This window comes from Pseudomonas sp. N2-3-1-14 (assembly GCF_041228395.1).
Classification (GTDB): Bacteria; Pseudomonadota; Gammaproteobacteria; order Pseudomonadales; family Pseudomonadaceae; genus Aquipseudomonas.
Window position 1 is genome coordinate 6107140 of record NZ_CP166199.1, and the last position, 18129, is coordinate 6125268.

Consider the following 18129-nt stretch of genomic DNA (forward strand, 5'->3'; position numbering starts at 1 on the left):
TCTTGTTACAGAGAGAACGCGCCGCCGTCTTTAGGCTGGCCTTCAACGCTGAGCAGTTCAAGCTTGAGGGTTTTGCCGCCGGGTGCCGGCCAGTCGATATGCTGGCCCACTTTCAGGCCGAGTAACGCACTGCCTACCGGCGCGAGGATCGAGATCTTGCCCTCGTCTGCGTTGGCATCCTTGGGGTAAACCAGGGTCAGGTGATAGTCCTTGCCGCTGCCTTGCTCACGGCAATGCACGCTGGAGTTCATCGTCACGACACTTGCAGGCACATCCTCGTGGCCAACCACTTCTTCGGCGCGGTCGAGTTCGTGCTGCAGGGCTTCGACGCCCGGCGAGTCCTCGCCTACACGGTCGATCAATTGCTCAAGACGCTGCACGTCGAGACGGGTAAGTATGATGGAAGGTGCGGTCATGATTCAGGCAGACTCCTTTTTTCTGCACAAAAAAGCAAAACCCCGCCAGAAAAAGGCGGGGTTCTCACGGACCTCGATGAGTTGAGGTGTACCCGGACACTACCACAGCGACACAAATAAACAAGACGACCTCAGGCACGCTCCCTGCGTTGCTCGGCCTCTGCGCAGATCACCCGGCGCCGGTTATCGTCGGCGGAGCGCCATTCACGAATGTCTTCCACATGGCGGAAGCACCCGAGGCAGACTTTCTGCTCGTCCAGGCGACACAAACTGATACAAGGTGACGGTACCGCCGGGCTGACATTGCTGAACAGCGGCTTGGGCGGGCGTACGGGTGCAGGCTGGGTCACCATCAGATCTCGTCGAAGTCCAGGTCAGCGCCGGACTGTTCCTTCGTGAGGCGCGCAAGCATTTCGCTCAGCAGCTCCTCGGTGGTGTCGTGCGCCCAACGGTTTTCTTCTTCGTCGTAATCGAAGTGAAAACCACCGGTGCGGGCCGCCAGCCATAGCTGACGCAACGGCTCCTGGCGACTGAAGATCAGTTGGGTGCCGTTTTCAAACTTGACGGTCAGCACGCCGGCCGAGTTTTCCAGGTCCACGTCCAGGCCGCTGTCGTCGAAAATATCTTCCAGCGCCTGCTGGGTCGCATCCACCAGGTCGTGAAAACGGGCTTCGGTCAAACTCATTGTGGCAACCTCAAAAGTGTCTGGTTTTGCTCAAGCGCCGCACGATACGGGCGAGCCCCGCTGATTGCAAAGGATACCGAGTTCATTACCGATGGAGGTATGAAATATCCCCGGCCAGCGTAGCCTGCTTCGCGCCCAAGTCGGCAAACCCCCGCCGGACGGGTATTTCGGCGCATAGGCAAGCTGGCGGGTGGTCGGTATACTCGGGCGCAATTAATGCATATTCAAGGATTTCGCCATGAAGCGCCTGATCTCTTCCCTTGCTGCGCTCGTCGCGGTCGCTTGCCTCGTCAGTGCCTGTGGTCAAAAAGGCCCGCTCTACCTGCCCGATGACAGCAAAGACCCGAATGACCAGGCGCAGTCGTCACAAAAGCCGTCAAAAGCGCATAAGCACGACACCTATCAATAAGGGAAACCCATGGACGCTTTTAACTACCGGGACGGCGAGCTGTTCGCGGAAGGCGTGGCGTTGTCCGCGATTGCCGAGCGCTTTGGCACCCCGACCTATGTGTACTCGCGTGCGCACATCGAAGCCCAATACCGCTCTTTCACCGACCCACTGAACGGCGTTCCACACTTGGTGTGCTACGCGGTCAAGGCCAACTCCAACCTGGGTGTACTCAATGTCCTGGCGCGCCTGGGCGCCGGTTTCGACATCGTCTCCCGTGGCGAGCTGGAGCGTGTGCTGGCAGCTGGCGGCAAGGCTGACAAAATCGTCTTCTCCGGCGTCGGCAAGAGCCGCGAAGACATGCGCCGCGCCCTGGAAGTCGGCGTGCATTGCTTTAACGTCGAGTCCACCGACGAGCTGGAGCGCCTGCAAGTCGTCGCCGCCGAGATGGGCGTTCGTGCGCCGATCTCGCTGCGCGTCAACCCGGACGTCGACGCCGGCACTCACCCCTACATTTCCACCGGTCTCAAAGAGAACAAGTTCGGCATCGCCATTGCTGACGCCGAGGACGTGTACATCCGCGCCGCGCAGTTGCCGAACCTGGAAGTGCTGGGTGTCGACTGCCATATCGGCTCGCAACTGACCAGCCTGCCACCGTTCCTGGATGCGCTCGACCGCCTGCTGGCGTTGACCGATCGCCTGGGCGAGTGCGGCATCTACCTGCAACACATCGATCTGGGTGGTGGCGTGGGTGTGCGTTATCGCGATGAAGAACCGCCGCAGATCGCCGACTACATCCAGGCTGTACGCGAGCGCACTGAAGGCCGCGGCCTGACCCTGATGTTCGAGCCGGGCCGCTACATCGTTGCCAACGCGAGCGTGTTGCTGACCCAGGTCGAGTACCTCAAGCACACCGAGTACAAGGACTTCGCCATCGTCGACGCGGCGATGAACGACCTGATCCGCCCGGCGCTGTACCAGGCCTGGATGGATGTGACAGCCGTCAAGCCACGTGCTGGCGAAGGCCGTAATTACGACATCGTCGGCCCGATCTGCGAGACCGGTGACTTCCTGGCCAAGGAGCGTCAGCTGGCCCTGGAAGAAGGCGACCTGCTGGCCGTGCATTCGGCCGGTGCCTACGGGTTTGTCATGAGTTCCAACTACAACACGCGCGGCCGTGCCGCCGAGGTGCTGGTGGACGGTGATCAAGCGTTTGAAGTGCGTCGCCGCGAGACGGTAGCCGAGTTGTATGCTGGCGAAAGCCTGCTGCCGGAGTAAGCCATGCTGCTGCGTTTTACCAAGATGCACGGGCTGGGTAACGATTTCATGGTCCTCGACCTGGTCAGCCAGCACGCGCACATCCTGCCCAAGCACGCTAAACAATGGGGCGACCGTCACACCGGCATTGGCTTTGATCAATTGCTGATCGTCGAGGCGCCGAGCAACCCGGAAGTGGATTTCCGTTACCGGATCTTCAACTCCGACGGTTCCGAAGTGGAACAGTGCGGCAACGGTGCGCGTTGCTTTGCGCGTTTTGTGCTGGACAAGCGCTTGACCGCCAAGCGCCAGATTCGCGTCGAGACTAAAAGCGGCGTGATCGAGCTGGATATTCGCAGCGACGGCCAGATCAGCGTCAACATGGGCGAGCCACGTCTGGTGCCGGCGGATATTCCGTTTCAGGCCACCGAGCAGGCTACCAGTTATGCGCTGGACGTTGATGGCAAGCACGTGGATATCGCCGCAGTGTCGATGGGCAACCCGCACGCCGTGCTGCGGGTCAACGACATCAATAACGCCCCGGTGCATGAATTGGGGCCGAAAATCGAACATCACCCGCGCTTTCCGGCACGGGTCAATGTGGGCTTCCTGCAGGTGATCGACCGTTCCCGCGCACAATTGCGTGTATGGGAACGCGGCGCCGGCGAAACCCAGGCCTGCGGCACCGGCGCTTGCGCTGCGGCCGTGGCCGCGATCAGCCAGGGGTGGATGGATTCGCCACTGTTGATCGACCTGCCCGGCGGACGCTTGTCCATCGAATGGGCAGGCCCTGGCCACCCGGTGATGATGACCGGGCCGGCCTCGCGCGTATACGAAGGACAGGTCCGCCTATGAGTGAGCAAAGCTAATGACCGACAAGCCTCAAGTACCCGCCCAAGCATCCCCGAGCGAAAGTCTGGAGGCCGCTGCTGTCGCGGCGTACCTTGAGGCTAATCCGGACTTCTTCGTCGAACACGAAGAGCTGTTGCCGGCCCTGCGCATTCCCCACCAGCGCGGCGATACCGTGTCGCTGGTAGAGCGGCAGATGAAGATTCTGCGCGAGCGCAATATCGAAATGCGTCATCGGCTCTCGCAGTTGATGGACGTGGCCCGCGACAACGACCGCCTTTTCGACAAGACCCGTCGCCTGATTCTTACCCTGATGGACGCCACCAGCCTGGAAGAAACGGTGATTGCCGTGGAAGACAGCCTGCGCCAGGACTTCCAGGTGCCGTTTGTGAGCCTGATCCTGTTCAGCGACAACCCGATGCCGGTGGGTCGCTGGGTCAGCGGTGGCGAAGCGCAGACCGCGATTGGCGGCTTGCTCTCTGAAGGCAAGACCATCAGCGGCACCTTGCGTGAGCATGAGCTGGATTTCCTGTTTGGCGCCGAACAGCGCAAGCAGATCGGCTCCACCGCCGTAGTCGCCCTCAGCCATCAAGGCCTGCACGGCGTACTGGCGATTGCCAGCCGTGACCCGCAGCACTACAAAAGCTCCGTAGGCACGCTGTTTTTGACCTACATCGCTGAAGTGCTCGGCCGGGTACTGCCGCGCTTCACCACCGCCCTGCGCGCGGTGCGCTAGCCATGGAACGGCAACTGGACGCTTATTGCGCTCACCTGCGCAACGAGCGCCAGGTGTCGCCCCATACGCTGGAAGCTTATCGGCGAGACTTGAGCAAGGTCCTGGCGTACTGCGAAAAACAACAGATCGCCAGCTGGAAAGCCCTGGATATCCAGAGCCTGCGCAGCCTCATCGCGCGACTGCACCAGCAAGGCCAGTCTTCACGCAGCCTGTCGCGATTGCTTTCGGCGGTGCGCGGCCTGTATCACTACCTCAACCGTGAAGGCCTGTGCGATCACGACCCGGCCAATGGCCTGGCCCCGCCCAAGGGCGAACGGCGCCTGCCCAAGACCCTCGACACTGATCGCGCCCTGCAATTGCTCGACGGTGCCGTCGAAGACGACTTCCTTGCCCACCGCGACCAGGCCATCCTCGAGCTGTTCTATTCCTCGGGCCTGCGCTTGTCAGAATTGACCGGCCTGAACCTCGATCAACTGGACCTGGCGGACGGCCTGGTGCAAGTGCTCGGCAAGGGCAGCAAGACCCGTGTGCTGCCGGTCGGCAGCAAGGCTCGGGAAGCCTTGCAGCTGTGGTTGCCGCTGCGTCTGTTGACCAACCCCGCGGACGACGCGGTGTTTGTCAGCCAGCAAGGCCGACGCCTCGGTCCACGGGCGATCCAGGTGCGGGTCAAGCTCGCCGGTGAGCGCGAGCTGGGGCAGAATCTGCACCCGCACATGCTGCGACATTCCTTTGCCAGCCATCTGCTGGAATCGTCCCAGGACCTGCGCGCGGTGCAGGAGCTGCTCGGCCACGCCGACATCAAGACCACGCAGATCTACACCCACCTCGACTTCCAGCACCTGGCGACGGTGTACGACAGCGCCCATCCACGGGCCAAACGCATCAAGGGCGGCGACTCATGAGTATCAAGCTGATCACCTTCGACCTGGACGACACACTCTGGGACAACGTACCCGTCATCATCGGCGCCGAAGCGTCGATGCGCGAATGGCTGGCGACCCATGCCTCCAAGGTCGGCGATTTGCCTCTTGAGCATTTCGCCAGCCTTCGCCAGCAGGTGCTGGAGCGCCATCCCGAGCTCAAGTACCGCATCAGCCTCCTGCGCCACCGCGTGCTGATGCACGCGTTTGAAGAGGCGGGTTATCCACAGCCCGAGGCCACGCAAATGGCAGACGTGTGCTATGAGGCGTTCATTCACGCCCGGCACCAGCTCACGCCTTTTCCTGAGGCCGAGCCGATGCTTCAAGCATTGCGCCAGCATTTCCTCCTGGGCGTGATCACCAACGGCAACGCCGACGTGCAGCGCGTGGGCTTGGCAGACTATTTCCACTTTGCCCTGCGCGCCGAAGATATCGGCATCGCCAAGCCGGATGCGCGACTGTTTCAGGAAGCGCTGCAACGCGCCGGCGTGGACGCCAGTCAGGCCGTGCATATTGGCGATCACCCCGGCGATGACATCGCCGGGGCGCAGCAGGCCGGGCTGCGGGCGGTGTGGTTCAACCCGACAGGCAAGGCATGGGAAGCGGATAAACGCCCGGATGCGGAAATTCGTAGCTTGAACGAGCTGCCGCCGTTGCTTCGCAGTTGGCAGTAACGCTATCGCGGCACCACTAAAAATCAACATGTGGGAGCGGGCTTGCTTGCGAATGCGGTGTATCAGTCAGCCCATCAGCAACTGACAGAGCACTTCGCGAAAACGCCCGCTCCCACATTTGATGAGTGGAGACCCGTAGGATTTATTACATCCATGAAAAAGCCCGCAGCGACGGCGGGCTTTTTCATGCAAGCGAGCGGCTGACCTCAGATAGGACGGCTACCGTACTTGTTATCCGGCTTCTTCGGTGGATCTGCTACCACGTTGGCCTCGACTTCCTGCACTTTGCCGCCTTTGGCGAGGAATTCTTCCATCGCACGGGCCAGCGCATCGCGCTCTTTGTTCTTGGCTTCAACGCTTGGCAGTTCATCTACCGAAACAGCGGCCTTGGCTTTGCCTTTGGCTGCCGGGACAGGTGCATCATCACCACCGTCGTCGTCAGCAACGTCCTCAGCTGCCGCCTCAAGACCTTCTTCGGCCTCGTCGTCGTCACCGACTTCGAGTTCGTCGTTTTCCAGATCATCGTCGCTCATGTTCTACCTCATGACTTGCGAAAAGCAGATTAGTTATAGCCCAGCTTCACCCTCTGTCGAGGTCGCCGGAAAAAAATCAACATCCACCGGATTACCAGTGGCTTATGCCCCATCACCGTGCAAGGTGGCGAGGACTTTACGAGCACCGCCATGATCACGGTGCTCGCCCAGATAAACACCTTGCCAGGTCCCCATCGCCAAGCGGCCGGCCTTGACCGGCAAACTCAGCTGGCAGCCCAGGAGACTGGCCTTGAAGTGCGCCGGCAGATCATCCGGACCTTCGTCGTTGTGTTCGAACCCCGCACGCCCTTGCGGCACCAGCGAGTTGAAAAAACGCTCGAAGTCACGGCGAACCGCCGGGTCGGCATTTTCGTTGACCGTCAACGAAGCCGAGGTGTGCTGCAACCACAAATGCAACAGGCCCACACGGCACGCCTTCAATTCAGGCAGGCCGGCGAGCAACTCATCCGTCACCAAGTGAAAGCCCCGGGGCTTGGCCCGCAGGGTTATCAGGGTCTGTTGCCACATACAGTTCTCCGCCCATCGGCGCGCATTCTAGCGCGCTCTGGAAAAAAACAAAGTACCGAATACACCTACATGCCTGTAAGAGATTCACACCCTTAAAAGTGCCGTGTGGATCCCATCACAAAGTCGGCATAAACCCGTACACCTTTAGCCACAGACAAACCCCAGACAAAAAAATGCCCGGCAAGCCGGGCATCTTTTTTTTCGCGTACTTACAAGTTGTAGCCGCGCTCGTTGTGTTGTGCCAGGTCGAGGCCCACGGCCTCTTCTTCGTCGGTAACCCGCAGGCCCATGACCATGTCCAGCACCTTGAGGATGATGAAGGTCACGATAGCCGTGTAGATCACGGTGAAGCCGACGCCTTTGCACTGGATCCAGACTTGCGCTGCGATGTCAGTGGTCGCCGCGTTGAAGCCGCCCAGAGAAGGCGCCGCGAACACGCCGGTCAGGATCGCGCCGAGGATACCGCCGATACCGTGCACGCCGAAGGCGTCCAGGGAGTCGTCGTAGCCGAGTTTGCGTTTCAGGGTAGTGGCGCAGAAGAAGCACACTACGCCCGCCGCCAGACCGATCACCAGGGCGCCCATTGGGCCCACGGTGCCCGCAGCCGGGGTGATTGCAACCAGGCCGGCAACGACGCCCGAGGCGATGCCCAGTGCGCTTGGCTTACCGTGGGTGACCCACTCGGCAAACATCCAGCCCAGCGCGGCAGCAGCGGTCGCAATCTGAGTGACCAGCATCGCCATACCGGCAGTGCCGTTGGCCGCAGCCGCAGAACCGGCGTTGAAGCCAAACCAACCGACCCACAGCATGGCAGCACCGACCAGGGTGTAACCCAGGTTGTGAGGCGCCATCGGCGTGGTTGGGAAGCCTTTACGCTTGCCGAGTACCAGGCACGCCACCAGGCCAGCCACACCGGCGTTGATGTGCACCACGGTGCCGCCGGCGAAGTCCAGCACGCCCCAATCGCCCAGCAACGAACCCGGACCGCCCCACACCATGTGCGCAATCGGTGCGTAGACCAGGGTGAACCAGACGCCCATGAAGATCAGCATCGCGGAGAACTTCATACGCTCGGCGAAGGCACCGACGATCAGCGCAGGCGTAATGATGGCGAACGTCATCTGGAAAGTGACGAACACCGCCTCAGGGAACAGCGCCGCAGGGCCGGTGATGCTCGCCGGGGTGACACCCGACAGGAACAGTTTGGACAGGCCGCCCACGAACGAGTTGAGGTTGACGACGCCTGCTTCCATACCGGTAGTGTCGAACGCCATGCTGTAGCCGTAAACGAACCACAAAATGGTGATCAGACCGGTGATGGCGAAGCACTGCATCATCACGGAAAGAATGTTTTTGGAGCGAACCATGCCGCCGTAGAACAGCGCGAGGCCTGGAATGGTCATGAACAGTACCAGCGCGGTGGACGTGAGCATCCACGCGGTGTCGCCGGAATTGAGGACTGGAGCAGGTACTGGGTCCGCCGCCATGGCCAGGGCCGGCATTACGAGGGACAACAGGGCTCCTAGCCCTGCGAATTTACGCAGAGTCATATTGTTTTCTCCTGGGGCGTTGGGGTTTGGCGGCTTAGATTGCGTCGGTATCGGTTTCGCCGGTACGGATGCGAATAGCCTGTTCCAGATTGACCACGAAGATCTTGCCGTCACCGATTTTGCCGGTGTTGGCGGCCTTGGTTATCGCCTCGATAACCCGGTCAAGATCCTTGTCGTCAATGGCGACATCAATCTTCACCTTTGGCAGAAAATCGACCACGTATTCCGCGCCGCGATACAGCTCGGTGTGACCCTTCTGCCGACCGAAGCCTTTGACCTCAGTAACGGTAATGCCCTGCACGCCGATCTCGGACAGCGACTCGCGTACATCGTCCAACTTGAACGGCTTGATGATGGCAGTGACTAGCTTCATGAAAACTCTCTCCCGAATTGGTGGACTTGCCCCAGGAAAACAAACCCGTCTCAAGTCTAAGCGCAGTGCCTGGCTTTGTAACGCGTCGTCGCCTCGGCATTTGCCGTTGCGACGCCAGCGAACCACTGGTGACGAAACCTGTACCCCTGATCCGTCGGCGCACTGCATTCGTCACAGCGACTGCATCAGTGCATGGGTCATGATCGTCTAAGCAGAAACCTTGCCAGCTCCGTAAAAATCACTGAAATCAGTCCTTTGCCCACTTATGCCCACCTGCGGGGCGTTTTGGCGACGCCAATGCGCACAAAAACAGTGCGCGGCTGCCCGAACCACTGCGCGAAAAGCGTGCGCTCCAGGCGGTGAAAAAGACTATAGACGCTGCGTGATACACTGCCCGCCAACAGTTTTTCCGGAATGTTTCCCATGCTCGCGCCCAAAGATCTCCTCGACGCCCTGAGCGGCCACGCCTCTCGCCTGTTCAGCGGCGATACCCCGCTGCCTCGCAACGAAATCGAAAGCCAGTTCAAGGCGCTGCTGCAAAGCGGCTTCAGCAAACTCGACCTGGTGAGCCGTGAAGAGTTTGATAGCCAAATGGTGGTGCTGGCCCGCACGCGTGCACGGCTGGAGAGTTTGGAAGCCAAAGTCGCTGAGCTGGAAGCACGGCTGACGCCACCTGCTGCTGAATAAACGCGGTCAGTGTGGGAGCTGGCTTGCCTGCGATGCGGGCGCCTCGGTGTATCAGTTACACCGAGTCGATGCCATCGCAGGCAAGCCAGCTCCCACATTTGCTCTACCTCGCTCTCCGGATACGTTCTGTAAAACCTCCCCCGCCTCGCTATTCCCTACCTCGTCTACCCTTGAAAAACCCGCAGGAAGCGGCCCCTCTTTCAAGGAACGAGCATGTCCCTCGCCATCGTCCACAGCCGCGCCCAGATCGGCGTCGAAGCCCCTGCCGTCACGGTTGAAGTGCACATGGCCAATGGTCTGCCGTCCCTGACACTGGTGGGCTTGCCGGAAACCGCCGTCAAGGAAAGCAAGGACCGCGTGCGCAGCGCCATCCTCAATTGCGCGCTGCAATACCCAGCCCGGCGCATCACCCTCAACCTCGCGCCCGCCGACCTGCCCAAGGACGGCGGGCGTTTTGATTTGGCGATTGCCTTAGGGATCCTGGCGGCCAGTGTGCAGGTGCCGGCGTTGATGCTCGATGACGTGGAATGCCTGGGCGAATTGGCATTGTCCGGCGAAGTACGCGCAGTGAAAGGCGTGTTGCCGGCAGCGCTGGCAGCCCGCAAGGCCGGGCGCACCGTGATAGTGCCGCGGGCGAATGCCGAGGAGGCGTGCCTGGCCTCCGGGTTGAAGGTGATTGCGGTGGATCACTTGCTGCAGGTGGTGGCGCACCTGAATGGGCAGGTGCCAATCGAGCCCTACAAGTCTGATGGCTTGCAGTACCTGAACAAGCCCTATCCAGACCTGAGCGAAGTACAAGGGCAACTGGCGGCCAAGCGCGCGCTGCTGATCGCTGCGGCGGGCGCGCATAACCTGCTGTTCAGCGGGCCGCCCGGCACCGGCAAGACTTTGCTGGCCAGCCGGCTGCCGGGGTTGCTGCCGCCGTTGAGCGAGCAGGAAGCGCTGGAAGTGGCGGCGATCCAGTCAGTGGTCAGCCTCGCGCCACTGAGCCATTGGCCGCACCGCCCGTTCCGTCAGCCACACCACTCAGCCTCGGGGCCGGCGCTGGTGGGCGGCGGATCAAAACCGCAACCGGGGGAAATCACCCTCGCCCACCACGGCGTGTTGTTTCTGGATGAGTTGCCGGAGTTTGATCGCAAGGTCCTGGAGGTGCTGCGCGAACCGCTTGAATCGGGACACATCGTCATTTCTCGTGCCCGCGACCGAGTGAGTTTCCCGGCACGTTTTCAACTGGTGGCCGCCATGAACCCCTGCCCTTGCGGGTATATGGGCGAGCCCAGTGGACGCTGTCGGTGTACGCCGGAGCAGATTCAGCGCTATCGCAACAAACTTTCCGGCCCCCTGCTGGACCGGATCGACTTGCACCTTACCGTCGCCCGGGAAACCACCGCACTTAACCCGACCCAGCAGCCTGGCGATAACACGGCGAAGGCCTCGGCACAGGTGGCCGACGCCCGCGAGCGCCAACTCAAGCGCCAGGGTTGCGCCAATGCCTTTCTGGATTTGCCAGGGTTACGCAAACACTGCCAATTGGCGAAAGCCGATGAAGGCTGGCTGGAAAGCGCCTGCGAGCGGCTGACGCTGTCGCTGCGCGCGGCACATCGCTTGCTCAAGGTGGCGCGCACGCTGGCAGACCTTGAGCGGGTTGAGAATATTGCTCGGCATCACTTGGCCGAGGCACTGCAATATCGGCCTGCGGCGGTGAGCTAGCCTGAAAACGCAAAATCCATGGCAAGCGGGTTTGGTGTGGCGAGCGGGCTTGCCCCGCGTTGGGCTGCGCAGCGGCCCTAAAAACCGGCGACGCGGTCCAACAGTTGAAACATGGCGGCCGCACTGGGAGCGCTTCGCACTCCAACGCGGGGCAAGCCCGCTCGCCACAAAACGGGACCGCTCTCCACAGGAGCGTGCGGAATGGCGGCCTATGCGGGAAAGTCCAGCAACAGCCTCGCCACTTCCATCACTTCATCCAGTGCCGCCTCTGCCGACTCGGTAGAAGGATTCAGCATCAAGTCATCGGCATACCCCATCGCCATGGCGAAGATCTGCCGGGCTGCGCGTTGGGGCGAATCACAGCGCAAAACGTCGGGCGAGCGCTAAGCCTCAACGAAACCGATCAACCTCATGCCGCAAACCAGCCGCCAGGGTTTCCAGCTCCTTGGCGGTAACGGCCAGGTTCGACACCACTTCACGCTGCTCGCTGTTGGCCAGCGCAATGCTCTGCAAATTGCTGCTGAGCAACGTCGCGGTGCTGCTCTGTTCCTGGGTTGCCGTGGTAATTGCCGCAAATTGCTGACCGGCCGAGCGACTTTGCTCGTCGATACGCGCCAGCGCCGAAGCCACGTCGGCGTTGCGCGACAGGCCTTCCTGCATCAACGCATTGCCGTGTTCCATGGTGCTGATGGCATTCCCGGTTTCCTGCTGAATGCTGTGGATCATCCCAGAGATTTCATCGGTGGCCTGGCGGGTGCGCGAGGCCAGGTTGCGCACCTCGTCGGCAACCACGGCGAAACCACGGCCTTGTTCACCGGCGCGGGCGGCCTCGATGGCCGCGTTGAGCGCCAACAGGTTGGTCTGTTCGGCGATCGAGGTGATCACGCCGACGATCCCGCCGATTTCCTGGGAGCGTTGGCCGAGGGTATTGATCACCGTGGCCGTGCTGTTCAGCGCGGTGGCGATATGTTCCAGGGACGACGACGCCTCTTGCATCGAGGTACGGCCGATGCGCGTCTGCTGGGCGTTTTCCTGGGCCAACCGCTCGGTGTTGCCCATGTTGTCGGCGATGTTCAGCGAGGTGGCGCTGAACTCTTCCACCGCGCCGGCCATGCTGGTGATCTCGCCGGACTGCTGCTCCATGCCCTCATAGGCACCACCCGACAAACCGGACAAGGCCTGGGCTCGGCTGTTGACCTCTTCGGCGGCCTTGCGGATATGCGAGACCATGGTCGACAGGGCTTCACCCATCTGGTTGAAGCTGCGTGCCAATTGGCCTATTTCGTCATTACTGGACACATTGAGGCGCACACTCAAGTCACCCGCGCCGAGGGCTTCGGCTTGACGCACCAGGTCACTCAAGGGCTGCAACTTGCTGCGCAACAGCCAGACCGCCGCGCCCACCGCGAACAACATTGCCAACACGCTGCCAATCACCAGGCGAATACCAACGGCCCAGGTCACCTCGCGAATTTCGGATTTCGGCATGCTCGCCACCACCGACCACGGGCCGCCTTCAAACGGCACCGAGACGCTGTAGAAATCTTCGTTCTTGTCGCTCCAGAAGCGCCCCTCGCCCGGCTTTTTGGCCAGGTCGAGCATCACCGGTACCGCCTGGTCCAGCGCCTGCACGCCGGCCGGGGGCACCAGCCAGTGTTTCTGTTCGTCCAGCAGCGCAAGGGAACCCGTTTTGCCGATACGGAAGCGCTTGAGGTTTTCAAACTGGGCTTTCTGGGCGTCGGTGTAGTCGAAACCGACAAACAGCACCGCAATCACTTTGCCGCCGGCATCGCGCACCGGTGTGTATTGGGTCATGTAGGAGCGGTCGAACAGCACGGCACGGCCGACGTAACTTTGCCCGGCAAGCAGGCGTTGGTAGGCCGGATGCTGGTGGTCCAGCGCCGTACCGATGGCGCGGCTGCCGTCTTGTTTGGTCAGGGACGTGCTGATGCGGACAAAGTCTTCGCCGCTGCGCACAAATACGGTGGCCACGCCGCCAGAGGTGTCCTTGAATTCATCGACCTCATCGAAATCGTTGTTCAACAGGTTGTTGCCCAGGAACAGGCTCGGGGTTTGTACACCCGCCACTGCGACCTGCTGCTCGCCGCGCACACTCAACCCCGCACCGAAGCGCTTTTCAAACAGCCCGCTCAAACGCTGGGTACTTTCGCGCAAGGTGCTGTGGAAGGTATTGAGTTGGTCGGCGAGCAAACGCGCTTCGCTGGCCAGGTGTTCCTCGCGGGTGTCGAGGTTGGCGGAGTCGAGCGACCGCAGGGCGAAAACCGTACTGCCGCTGATGACGACAGCCAGTATCACGGCTAATGCGAGGCCTAACTGGGAGGCAATCCGAGCGCGAGGTTGAGACATGACAGCTCCTGGCCGAGGCCAGGATCATCCTGATCTCATAGCGCTACTCGGCAAATTATCGAGTGGGAAACGTTGGTGCACGGTTGTTCCAACACACCTTATTCGGCGGGTGCGAGGAATACTTGAGCGATTCACAGGGGTATCGCGCAAACGATTGCACAAATGCTTCAGTCGAGGCGCTCGACCTGGGGCAGCTCCATGGCCTTGACCTCACCCTGGAGAAATTCCGCCAAGCGCCTTAAACGCTCACCACCGGGGCGGGTTTTCGGCCACACCAGGTAGTAATTTTCCCCACTGGCCACGGCGGTCGGCCACGGCAGGCTCAATCGTCCCTGGGCCACGTCTTCGGCGACCATCAGCAAATCGCCCATCGACACCCCGTAACCTCGTGCTGCGGCAATCATGCCCAGCTCAAGCGTGTCGAACACCTGCCCGCCCTTGAGCGAGACCTGAGATGCCAGCCCCATGCGCTGCAGCCAATTGCGCCAGTCGCGGCGGTCGGGCGTGGGGTGCAGCAGCTCAGCGCACGCCAGGCGCGTTACGTCCCACGGCCCGTCTGCCAGCAGGTTGGGGGCGCCCACGGGGATCAGCAGTTCGGGGAACAGGTAACTGGCCTCCCAGTCCGCCGGAAAGTGCCCGTAGCTCAGCAATACCGCGCAATCGAATGGCTCTTGGTTGAAGTCCACTTCGTCCACGCTCATCCACGCACTGGTCAGTTGCACCTCATTGCCCGGCTGCAACGCCCGGAAGCGACTGAGCCGCGCCAGCAACCAGCGCATGGTCAGGGTCGACGGCGCTTTCATGCGCAGGATGTCGTCCTCGGCATTCAGGGTGTGGCAGGCGCGCTCCAGCGCAGCGAAACCCTCGCGCACGCCGGGCAGCAGCAAGCGCGCCGCTTCGGTGAGCTGCAGGTTGCGGCCGCTGCGCTGGAACAGGCGGCAGGCAAAATGCTCTTCGAGTGTGCGGATATGCCGGCTGACGGCACTTTGCGTGATCGACAGCTCCTCTGCCGCGCGGGTAAAGGAGTTGTGCCGTGAAGCGGCCTCAAATGCGCGCAAGGCGTACAACGGAGGGAGACGACGTGGCATAGGGAAACCTCCGACAGAGCAAGCCCAAACCCTACCATGAGTTTTAATCATGCGAACGATCGCTTTTATCCTTTTGTGTAATGCGTTGGGAGCGCCGAGAATCCACCCCTCCCCAACCTTCTGACTTTTTGAGCGTGATGACCATGCAGCATCCGGTGCGTACTGAACTCTGGGCCATTCTGCGGCTGTCGGGGCCGTTGATTGCCTCACAGTTGGCGCACATGTTGATGGTGCTGACCGACACGCTGATGATGGCCCGCCTGAGCCCCGAAGCCCTTGCCGGCGGCGGCCTGGGCGCGGCGAGCTATTCGTTTGTGGCGATTTTCTGCATCGGCGTGATTGCTGCAGTGGGCACGCTTGTGGCCATCCGCCACGGCGCCGGCGACATTGAAGGCGCCACCCGCCTGACCCAGGCCGGGCTGTGGCTTGCCTGGCTGATGGCACTGGTGGCCGGCTTGCTGCTGTGGAACCTAAAGCCCGTATTGCTGATGTTTGGCCAGACCGAAACCAACGTGCACGCGGCGGGGCAATTTCTGACCATCCTGCCATTCGCCCTGCCCGGCTACCTGAGCTTCATGGCCTTGCGCGGCTTTACCAGCGCTATCGGCAAAGCCACGCCAGTGATGGTGATCAGCCTGGGCGGCACGGTGCTCAACTACTTCCTCAACCACGCCTTGATAGAAGGCATGTTCGGCCTGCCGAAACTGGGATTGATGGGTATTGGCCTGGTCACCGCGATTGTCGCCAACAGCATGGCCTTGGCGCTGATGTGGTACATCCGCAGCAACCGGGCTTACGCCGCCTACCCGCTGAGTTCAGGCCTGCTGCGCCTCAACACCCTGTATCTGCGCGAGCTGTGGCGCCTGGGCCTGCCGATTGGCGGCACCTATGCGGTGGAGGTCGGCTTGTTTGCCTTCGCGGCGCTGTGCATGGGCACCATGGGCAGTACGCAACTGGCGGCGCATCAGATTGCCCTGCAAATCGTCTCGGTAGCGTTCATGGTGCCGGCGGGGATGTCGTACGCGATCACCATGCGCATCGGCCAGCATTACGGCGCCGGGCAGTTGCTGCAAGCGCGCATGGCCGGGCGGGTCGGCATCGGATTCGGTGCGGCAGTGATGTTGGGTTTTGCCGCAGTGCTGTGGCTGTTTTCCGATGCGCTTATCGGGCTGTTCCTCGACCATAACGACCCGGCCTTCCATGACGTTATCGTCCTGGCCGTCAGCCTGCTGGCCGTGGCGGCCTGGTTCGAATTGTTCGACGGTGTGCAGACCATCGCCATGGGCTGCATCCGTGGGTTGAAGGACGCCAAGACGACCTTTCTGGTGGGCTTGGGCTGCTACTGGCTGATCGGCGCGCCGGCGGCGTGGTTGATGGCGTTCACCCTCGGCTGGGGGCCGACCGGTGTGTGGTGGGGCCTGGCGTTGGGCCTGGCCTGCGCGGCCGTCAGTTTGACCTGGGCGTTTGAGGCGAAGATGAAAAGGATGATTCGGCGGGAGCCGGAAATTCGCGCTGAATTCCAAGCCATGCAGCCAGACTAGAGACTGTACTCGGTCAATGTGAGAGCTGGCTTGCCTGCGATAGCATCACCTGGATAGGCCTGACACACCGAGGTGCCTGCATCGCAGGCAAGTCAGCTCCCACACAAACCAGTTCAGCCCAGCAAAGCCTGCTGGCTCTTGCCGAACGTCAAATACTCCACCAACTCCGGCAACGGCAATGGCTTGCTGATCAAATACCCCTGCGCCTGATCGCAGCCAAACAAGCGCAACAGCGCCAGTTGCTCAGGCGTTTCCACACCTTCAGCCACCACTTCCAGGTTGAGGTTGTGCGCCAGGTTGATCATGGCGTGCACCAGCTTGCGGTTCTCTTCGCGCTCTTCCATGCCGCCGACAAAGCTCTTGTCGATCTTCAACAAGGCAATCGGCAGGCTGTTGAGGTGCACGAACGACGAAAATCCGGTGCCGAAGTCATCCAGGGAAAACCGCACGCCCAGGCGGCCGAGGGCGTCCATGGTCTGTTTGACCAAGTCACTGCGGCGCATGACGGCGGTTTCGGTCAATTCGAACTCCAGCCACTGTGCTTCCACGCCGCGCTCGGCAATCAGCCGGCTGAGGGTCGAGAGCAGTTGGCTATCCTGGAACTGGCGAAACGACAGGTTGACCGCCATGTGCAGCGGCGGCAGGCCGCGTTCGCGCAGGTCTTGCATGTCGCGCAGGGCACGGGAGATCACCCAGTAGCCCAGCGGCACAATCAGACCGCTCTGTTCGGCCAGCGGCACGAACTCGCTGGGTGGCAACAGGCCGCGTTCGCCATGGCGCCAGCGCACCAAGGCTTCCAGGCCGACAATATGCCCGTCGTCCAGGTCCAGGCGCGGTTGGTAGTGCAGTTCCAGCTCGTCGCGGCGCAATGCGCGGCGCAGTTCACTTTCCAGGTCGGCCAGGCTGCGCGCGTTGCGGTTGATGCGTTCGTTGAAGATATGAAAGGTGCAGCCTTGCGTACTTTTGGCTTGCTGCATGGCGATATGCGCGTGCCACATCAGCGGGTCGGCGCCAGCGCGCGCGCGGGCATGCGCCACGCCCAGGCTACAGCCGATCAACAGGCTTTCGCCATCCACCCAATAGGGTTCGGCCATGGCTTCGGTGATGCGTTCGGCCATCCATTCGGCACGCTGGGGCGCGCGGCGCGTATCAATCAGCAGGGCGAACTCATCGCTGCCCAGACGCGCCAACTGGTCCCCGGCTTCGAGCTGGCTCTTGAGGCGCGAGACCACTTGCAGGATCAACCGGTCGCCGGCCTGATGGCCTAAGGCGTCGTTGGCATGGCGAAAGTTATCGAGGTCGAGATGGCCGAGCGCCAGGCCGCGGCCTTCGTTTTCAACCAGACGCGCCGCCAGCAGGGTCTGGAAACCCTGGCGATTGGCGATCCCGGTGAGCGGGTCCTGTTCGGCCAGGCGCTGCAAGGTGGTCTCCAGCACGCCGCGCTCGCGGACATGGCGCAGGCAGCGGCGCAATGTATCGGCATCCAATACGTCACGGATCAACCAATCGCTGACACCCAGCGGCGAAACCAGAGGTTCCTGCTCCAACAACAATATGCACGGCAAGTTGCAACGGCCGGGGCAGGGTTGCAGGCTGGGCGTGGTCAATAACACGGCCGAGTGGTCGTCATCGAACAGACGACTCACCGAGTCCCAGTTGGGCGCACTGATCAGCACAGCCCCATCGCCCATCGGCGCCAGGCACTCGCGCAACAACGCTGCCCACGCTGGCTCATCGGCCAGTAGCAGCAAACGCAAGGGTTCGACAGGCGTAGACAAGCTAGCTCCCTAGACTCTGCAAAATTTCGTTGGCGGCGGGCATTATGAC

Annotated in this window: 19 protein-coding genes and 1 pseudogene; 9 read left to right on the forward strand and 11 right to left on the reverse strand. The window is 61.6% G+C overall.

Translation table 11 applies throughout. The features are described 5' to 3' along the window. Positions 1-5 precede the first annotated feature (5 nt). From rnk to cyaY, 3 genes are all read right to left on the reverse strand, one after another. Entirely contained in the window at positions 6-416 is a 411-nt protein-coding gene (gene rnk, locus AB5I78_RS28365; protein ID WP_369301884.1) for a nucleoside diphosphate kinase regulator, read from the reverse strand. A gap of 131 nt (positions 417-547) precedes the next feature. Beyond that, on the reverse strand, positions 548-766 hold the full coding sequence (locus AB5I78_RS28370; protein WP_106575827.1) for a DUF1289 domain-containing protein: 219 nt from the start codon (positions 764-766) through the stop codon (positions 548-550). Between the two features lie 2 nt (positions 767-768). Next, positions 769-1101 (reverse strand): iron donor protein CyaY, encoded by a 333-nt coding sequence (cyaY, locus tag AB5I78_RS28375; RefSeq protein ID WP_094948747.1) that lies wholly within the window; start codon positions 1099-1101, stop codon positions 769-771. Positions 1102-1339: 238 nt separating this feature from the next. Here cyaY and AB5I78_RS28380 point away from each other — a divergent pair, with 238 nt between their 5' ends. From AB5I78_RS28380 to AB5I78_RS28405, 6 genes are read left to right on the forward strand one after another with little or no spacing between them, the layout of a single operon-like run. Then, positions 1340-1510 carry a lipoprotein gene (locus tag AB5I78_RS28380; protein ID WP_106575828.1) on the forward strand — a complete coding sequence of 57 codons (171 nt, stop codon included), beginning with the start codon at positions 1340-1342 and terminating at the stop codon, positions 1508-1510. Between the two features lie 9 nt (positions 1511-1519). Further along, positions 1520-2767: a diaminopimelate decarboxylase gene (gene lysA / locus AB5I78_RS28385; RefSeq protein WP_242199633.1), complete on the forward strand. Its 1248-nt coding sequence runs from the start codon at positions 1520-1522 to the stop codon at positions 2765-2767. A gap of 3 nt (positions 2768-2770) precedes the next feature. Then, on the forward strand, positions 2771-3601 hold the full coding sequence (dapF, locus tag AB5I78_RS28390; RefSeq protein ID WP_242199631.1) for a diaminopimelate epimerase: 831 nt from the start codon (positions 2771-2773) through the stop codon (positions 3599-3601). A gap of 13 nt (positions 3602-3614) precedes the next feature. Beyond that, on the forward strand, positions 3615-4331 hold the full coding sequence (locus tag AB5I78_RS28395) for a DUF484 family protein (RefSeq protein ID WP_242199630.1): 717 nt from the start codon (positions 3615-3617) through the stop codon (positions 4329-4331). Positions 4332-4333: 2 nt separating this feature from the next. Beyond that, positions 4334-5233 carry a tyrosine recombinase XerC gene (xerC, locus tag AB5I78_RS28400; RefSeq protein WP_369301883.1) on the forward strand — a complete coding sequence of 300 codons (900 nt, stop codon included), beginning with the start codon at positions 4334-4336 and terminating at the stop codon, positions 5231-5233. After that, positions 5230-5925, forward strand: coding sequence for an HAD family hydrolase (locus AB5I78_RS28405; protein ID WP_242199622.1), 696 nt, complete (start codon positions 5230-5232; stop codon positions 5923-5925). The genes xerC and AB5I78_RS28405 overlap by 4 nt, the downstream gene beginning before the upstream one ends. Before the next feature lie 206 nt (positions 5926-6131). Here AB5I78_RS28405 and sutA read toward each other — a convergent pair whose 3' ends face one another. The 4 genes from sutA to glnK form a co-directional block, all read right to left on the reverse strand. After that, a complete protein-coding gene (sutA, locus tag AB5I78_RS28410; protein WP_106575834.1) occupies positions 6132-6458 on the reverse strand; it encodes a transcriptional regulator SutA in 327 nt (108 codons plus the stop codon). 102 nt (positions 6459-6560) lie between these two features. Continuing rightward, positions 6561-6986 (reverse strand): secondary thiamine-phosphate synthase enzyme YjbQ, encoded by a 426-nt coding sequence (locus AB5I78_RS28415; RefSeq protein WP_071485166.1) that lies wholly within the window; start codon positions 6984-6986, stop codon positions 6561-6563. Positions 6987-7195: 209 nt separating this feature from the next. Beyond that, positions 7196-8536: an ammonium transporter gene (locus AB5I78_RS28420; RefSeq protein ID WP_145158088.1), complete on the reverse strand. Its 1341-nt coding sequence runs from the start codon at positions 8534-8536 to the stop codon at positions 7196-7198. Positions 8537-8570: 34 nt separating this feature from the next. Beyond that, entirely contained in the window at positions 8571-8909 is a 339-nt protein-coding gene (glnK, locus tag AB5I78_RS28425; protein WP_002555808.1) for a P-II family nitrogen regulator, read from the reverse strand. A gap of 423 nt (positions 8910-9332) precedes the next feature. Here glnK and AB5I78_RS28430 point away from each other — a divergent pair, with 423 nt between their 5' ends. Both AB5I78_RS28430 and AB5I78_RS28435 read left to right on the forward strand, forming a co-directional pair. Continuing rightward, complete coding sequence (locus tag AB5I78_RS28430; protein ID WP_145158091.1) at positions 9333-9596, forward strand: accessory factor UbiK family protein; 264 nt, start codon at positions 9333-9335, stop codon at positions 9594-9596. 213 nt (positions 9597-9809) lie between these two features. After that, the gene (locus AB5I78_RS28435; RefSeq protein ID WP_369301882.1) at positions 9810-11306 is read left to right on the forward strand and encodes a YifB family Mg chelatase-like AAA ATPase; all 1497 of its coding nucleotides are present in this window, start codon (positions 9810-9812) and stop codon (positions 11304-11306) included. A 209-nt stretch (positions 11307-11515) separates the two neighbouring features. Here AB5I78_RS28435 and AB5I78_RS28440 read toward each other — a convergent pair. The 3 genes and pseudogenes from AB5I78_RS28440 to AB5I78_RS28450 form a co-directional block, all read right to left on the reverse strand. Then, positions 11516-11677: pseudogene (locus tag AB5I78_RS28440) on the reverse strand (TetR/AcrR family transcriptional regulator); the annotation flags it as partial. A 19-nt stretch (positions 11678-11696) separates the two neighbouring features. Continuing rightward, positions 11697-13673 carry a methyl-accepting chemotaxis protein gene (locus tag AB5I78_RS28445; RefSeq protein ID WP_145158097.1) on the reverse strand — a complete coding sequence of 659 codons (1977 nt, stop codon included), beginning with the start codon at positions 13671-13673 and terminating at the stop codon, positions 11697-11699. Positions 13674-13840: 167 nt separating this feature from the next. Then, complete coding sequence (locus AB5I78_RS28450; protein ID WP_124418743.1) at positions 13841-14761, reverse strand: LysR substrate-binding domain-containing protein; 921 nt, start codon at positions 14759-14761, stop codon at positions 13841-13843. 137 nt (positions 14762-14898) lie between these two features. On the opposite strand from AB5I78_RS28450, the gene AB5I78_RS28455 reads away from it, so the two are divergent. Beyond that, the gene (locus AB5I78_RS28455; protein WP_262207198.1) at positions 14899-16302 is read left to right on the forward strand and encodes a NorM family multidrug efflux MATE transporter; all 1404 of its coding nucleotides are present in this window, start codon (positions 14899-14901) and stop codon (positions 16300-16302) included. 113 nt (positions 16303-16415) lie between these two features. On the opposite strand, the gene AB5I78_RS28460 is transcribed toward AB5I78_RS28455, so the two are convergent. Further along, positions 16416-18080: a bifunctional diguanylate cyclase/phosphodiesterase gene (locus AB5I78_RS28460; RefSeq protein ID WP_145158102.1), complete on the reverse strand. Its 1665-nt coding sequence runs from the start codon at positions 18078-18080 to the stop codon at positions 16416-16418. Between the last annotated feature and the right edge of the window lie 49 nt (positions 18081-18129).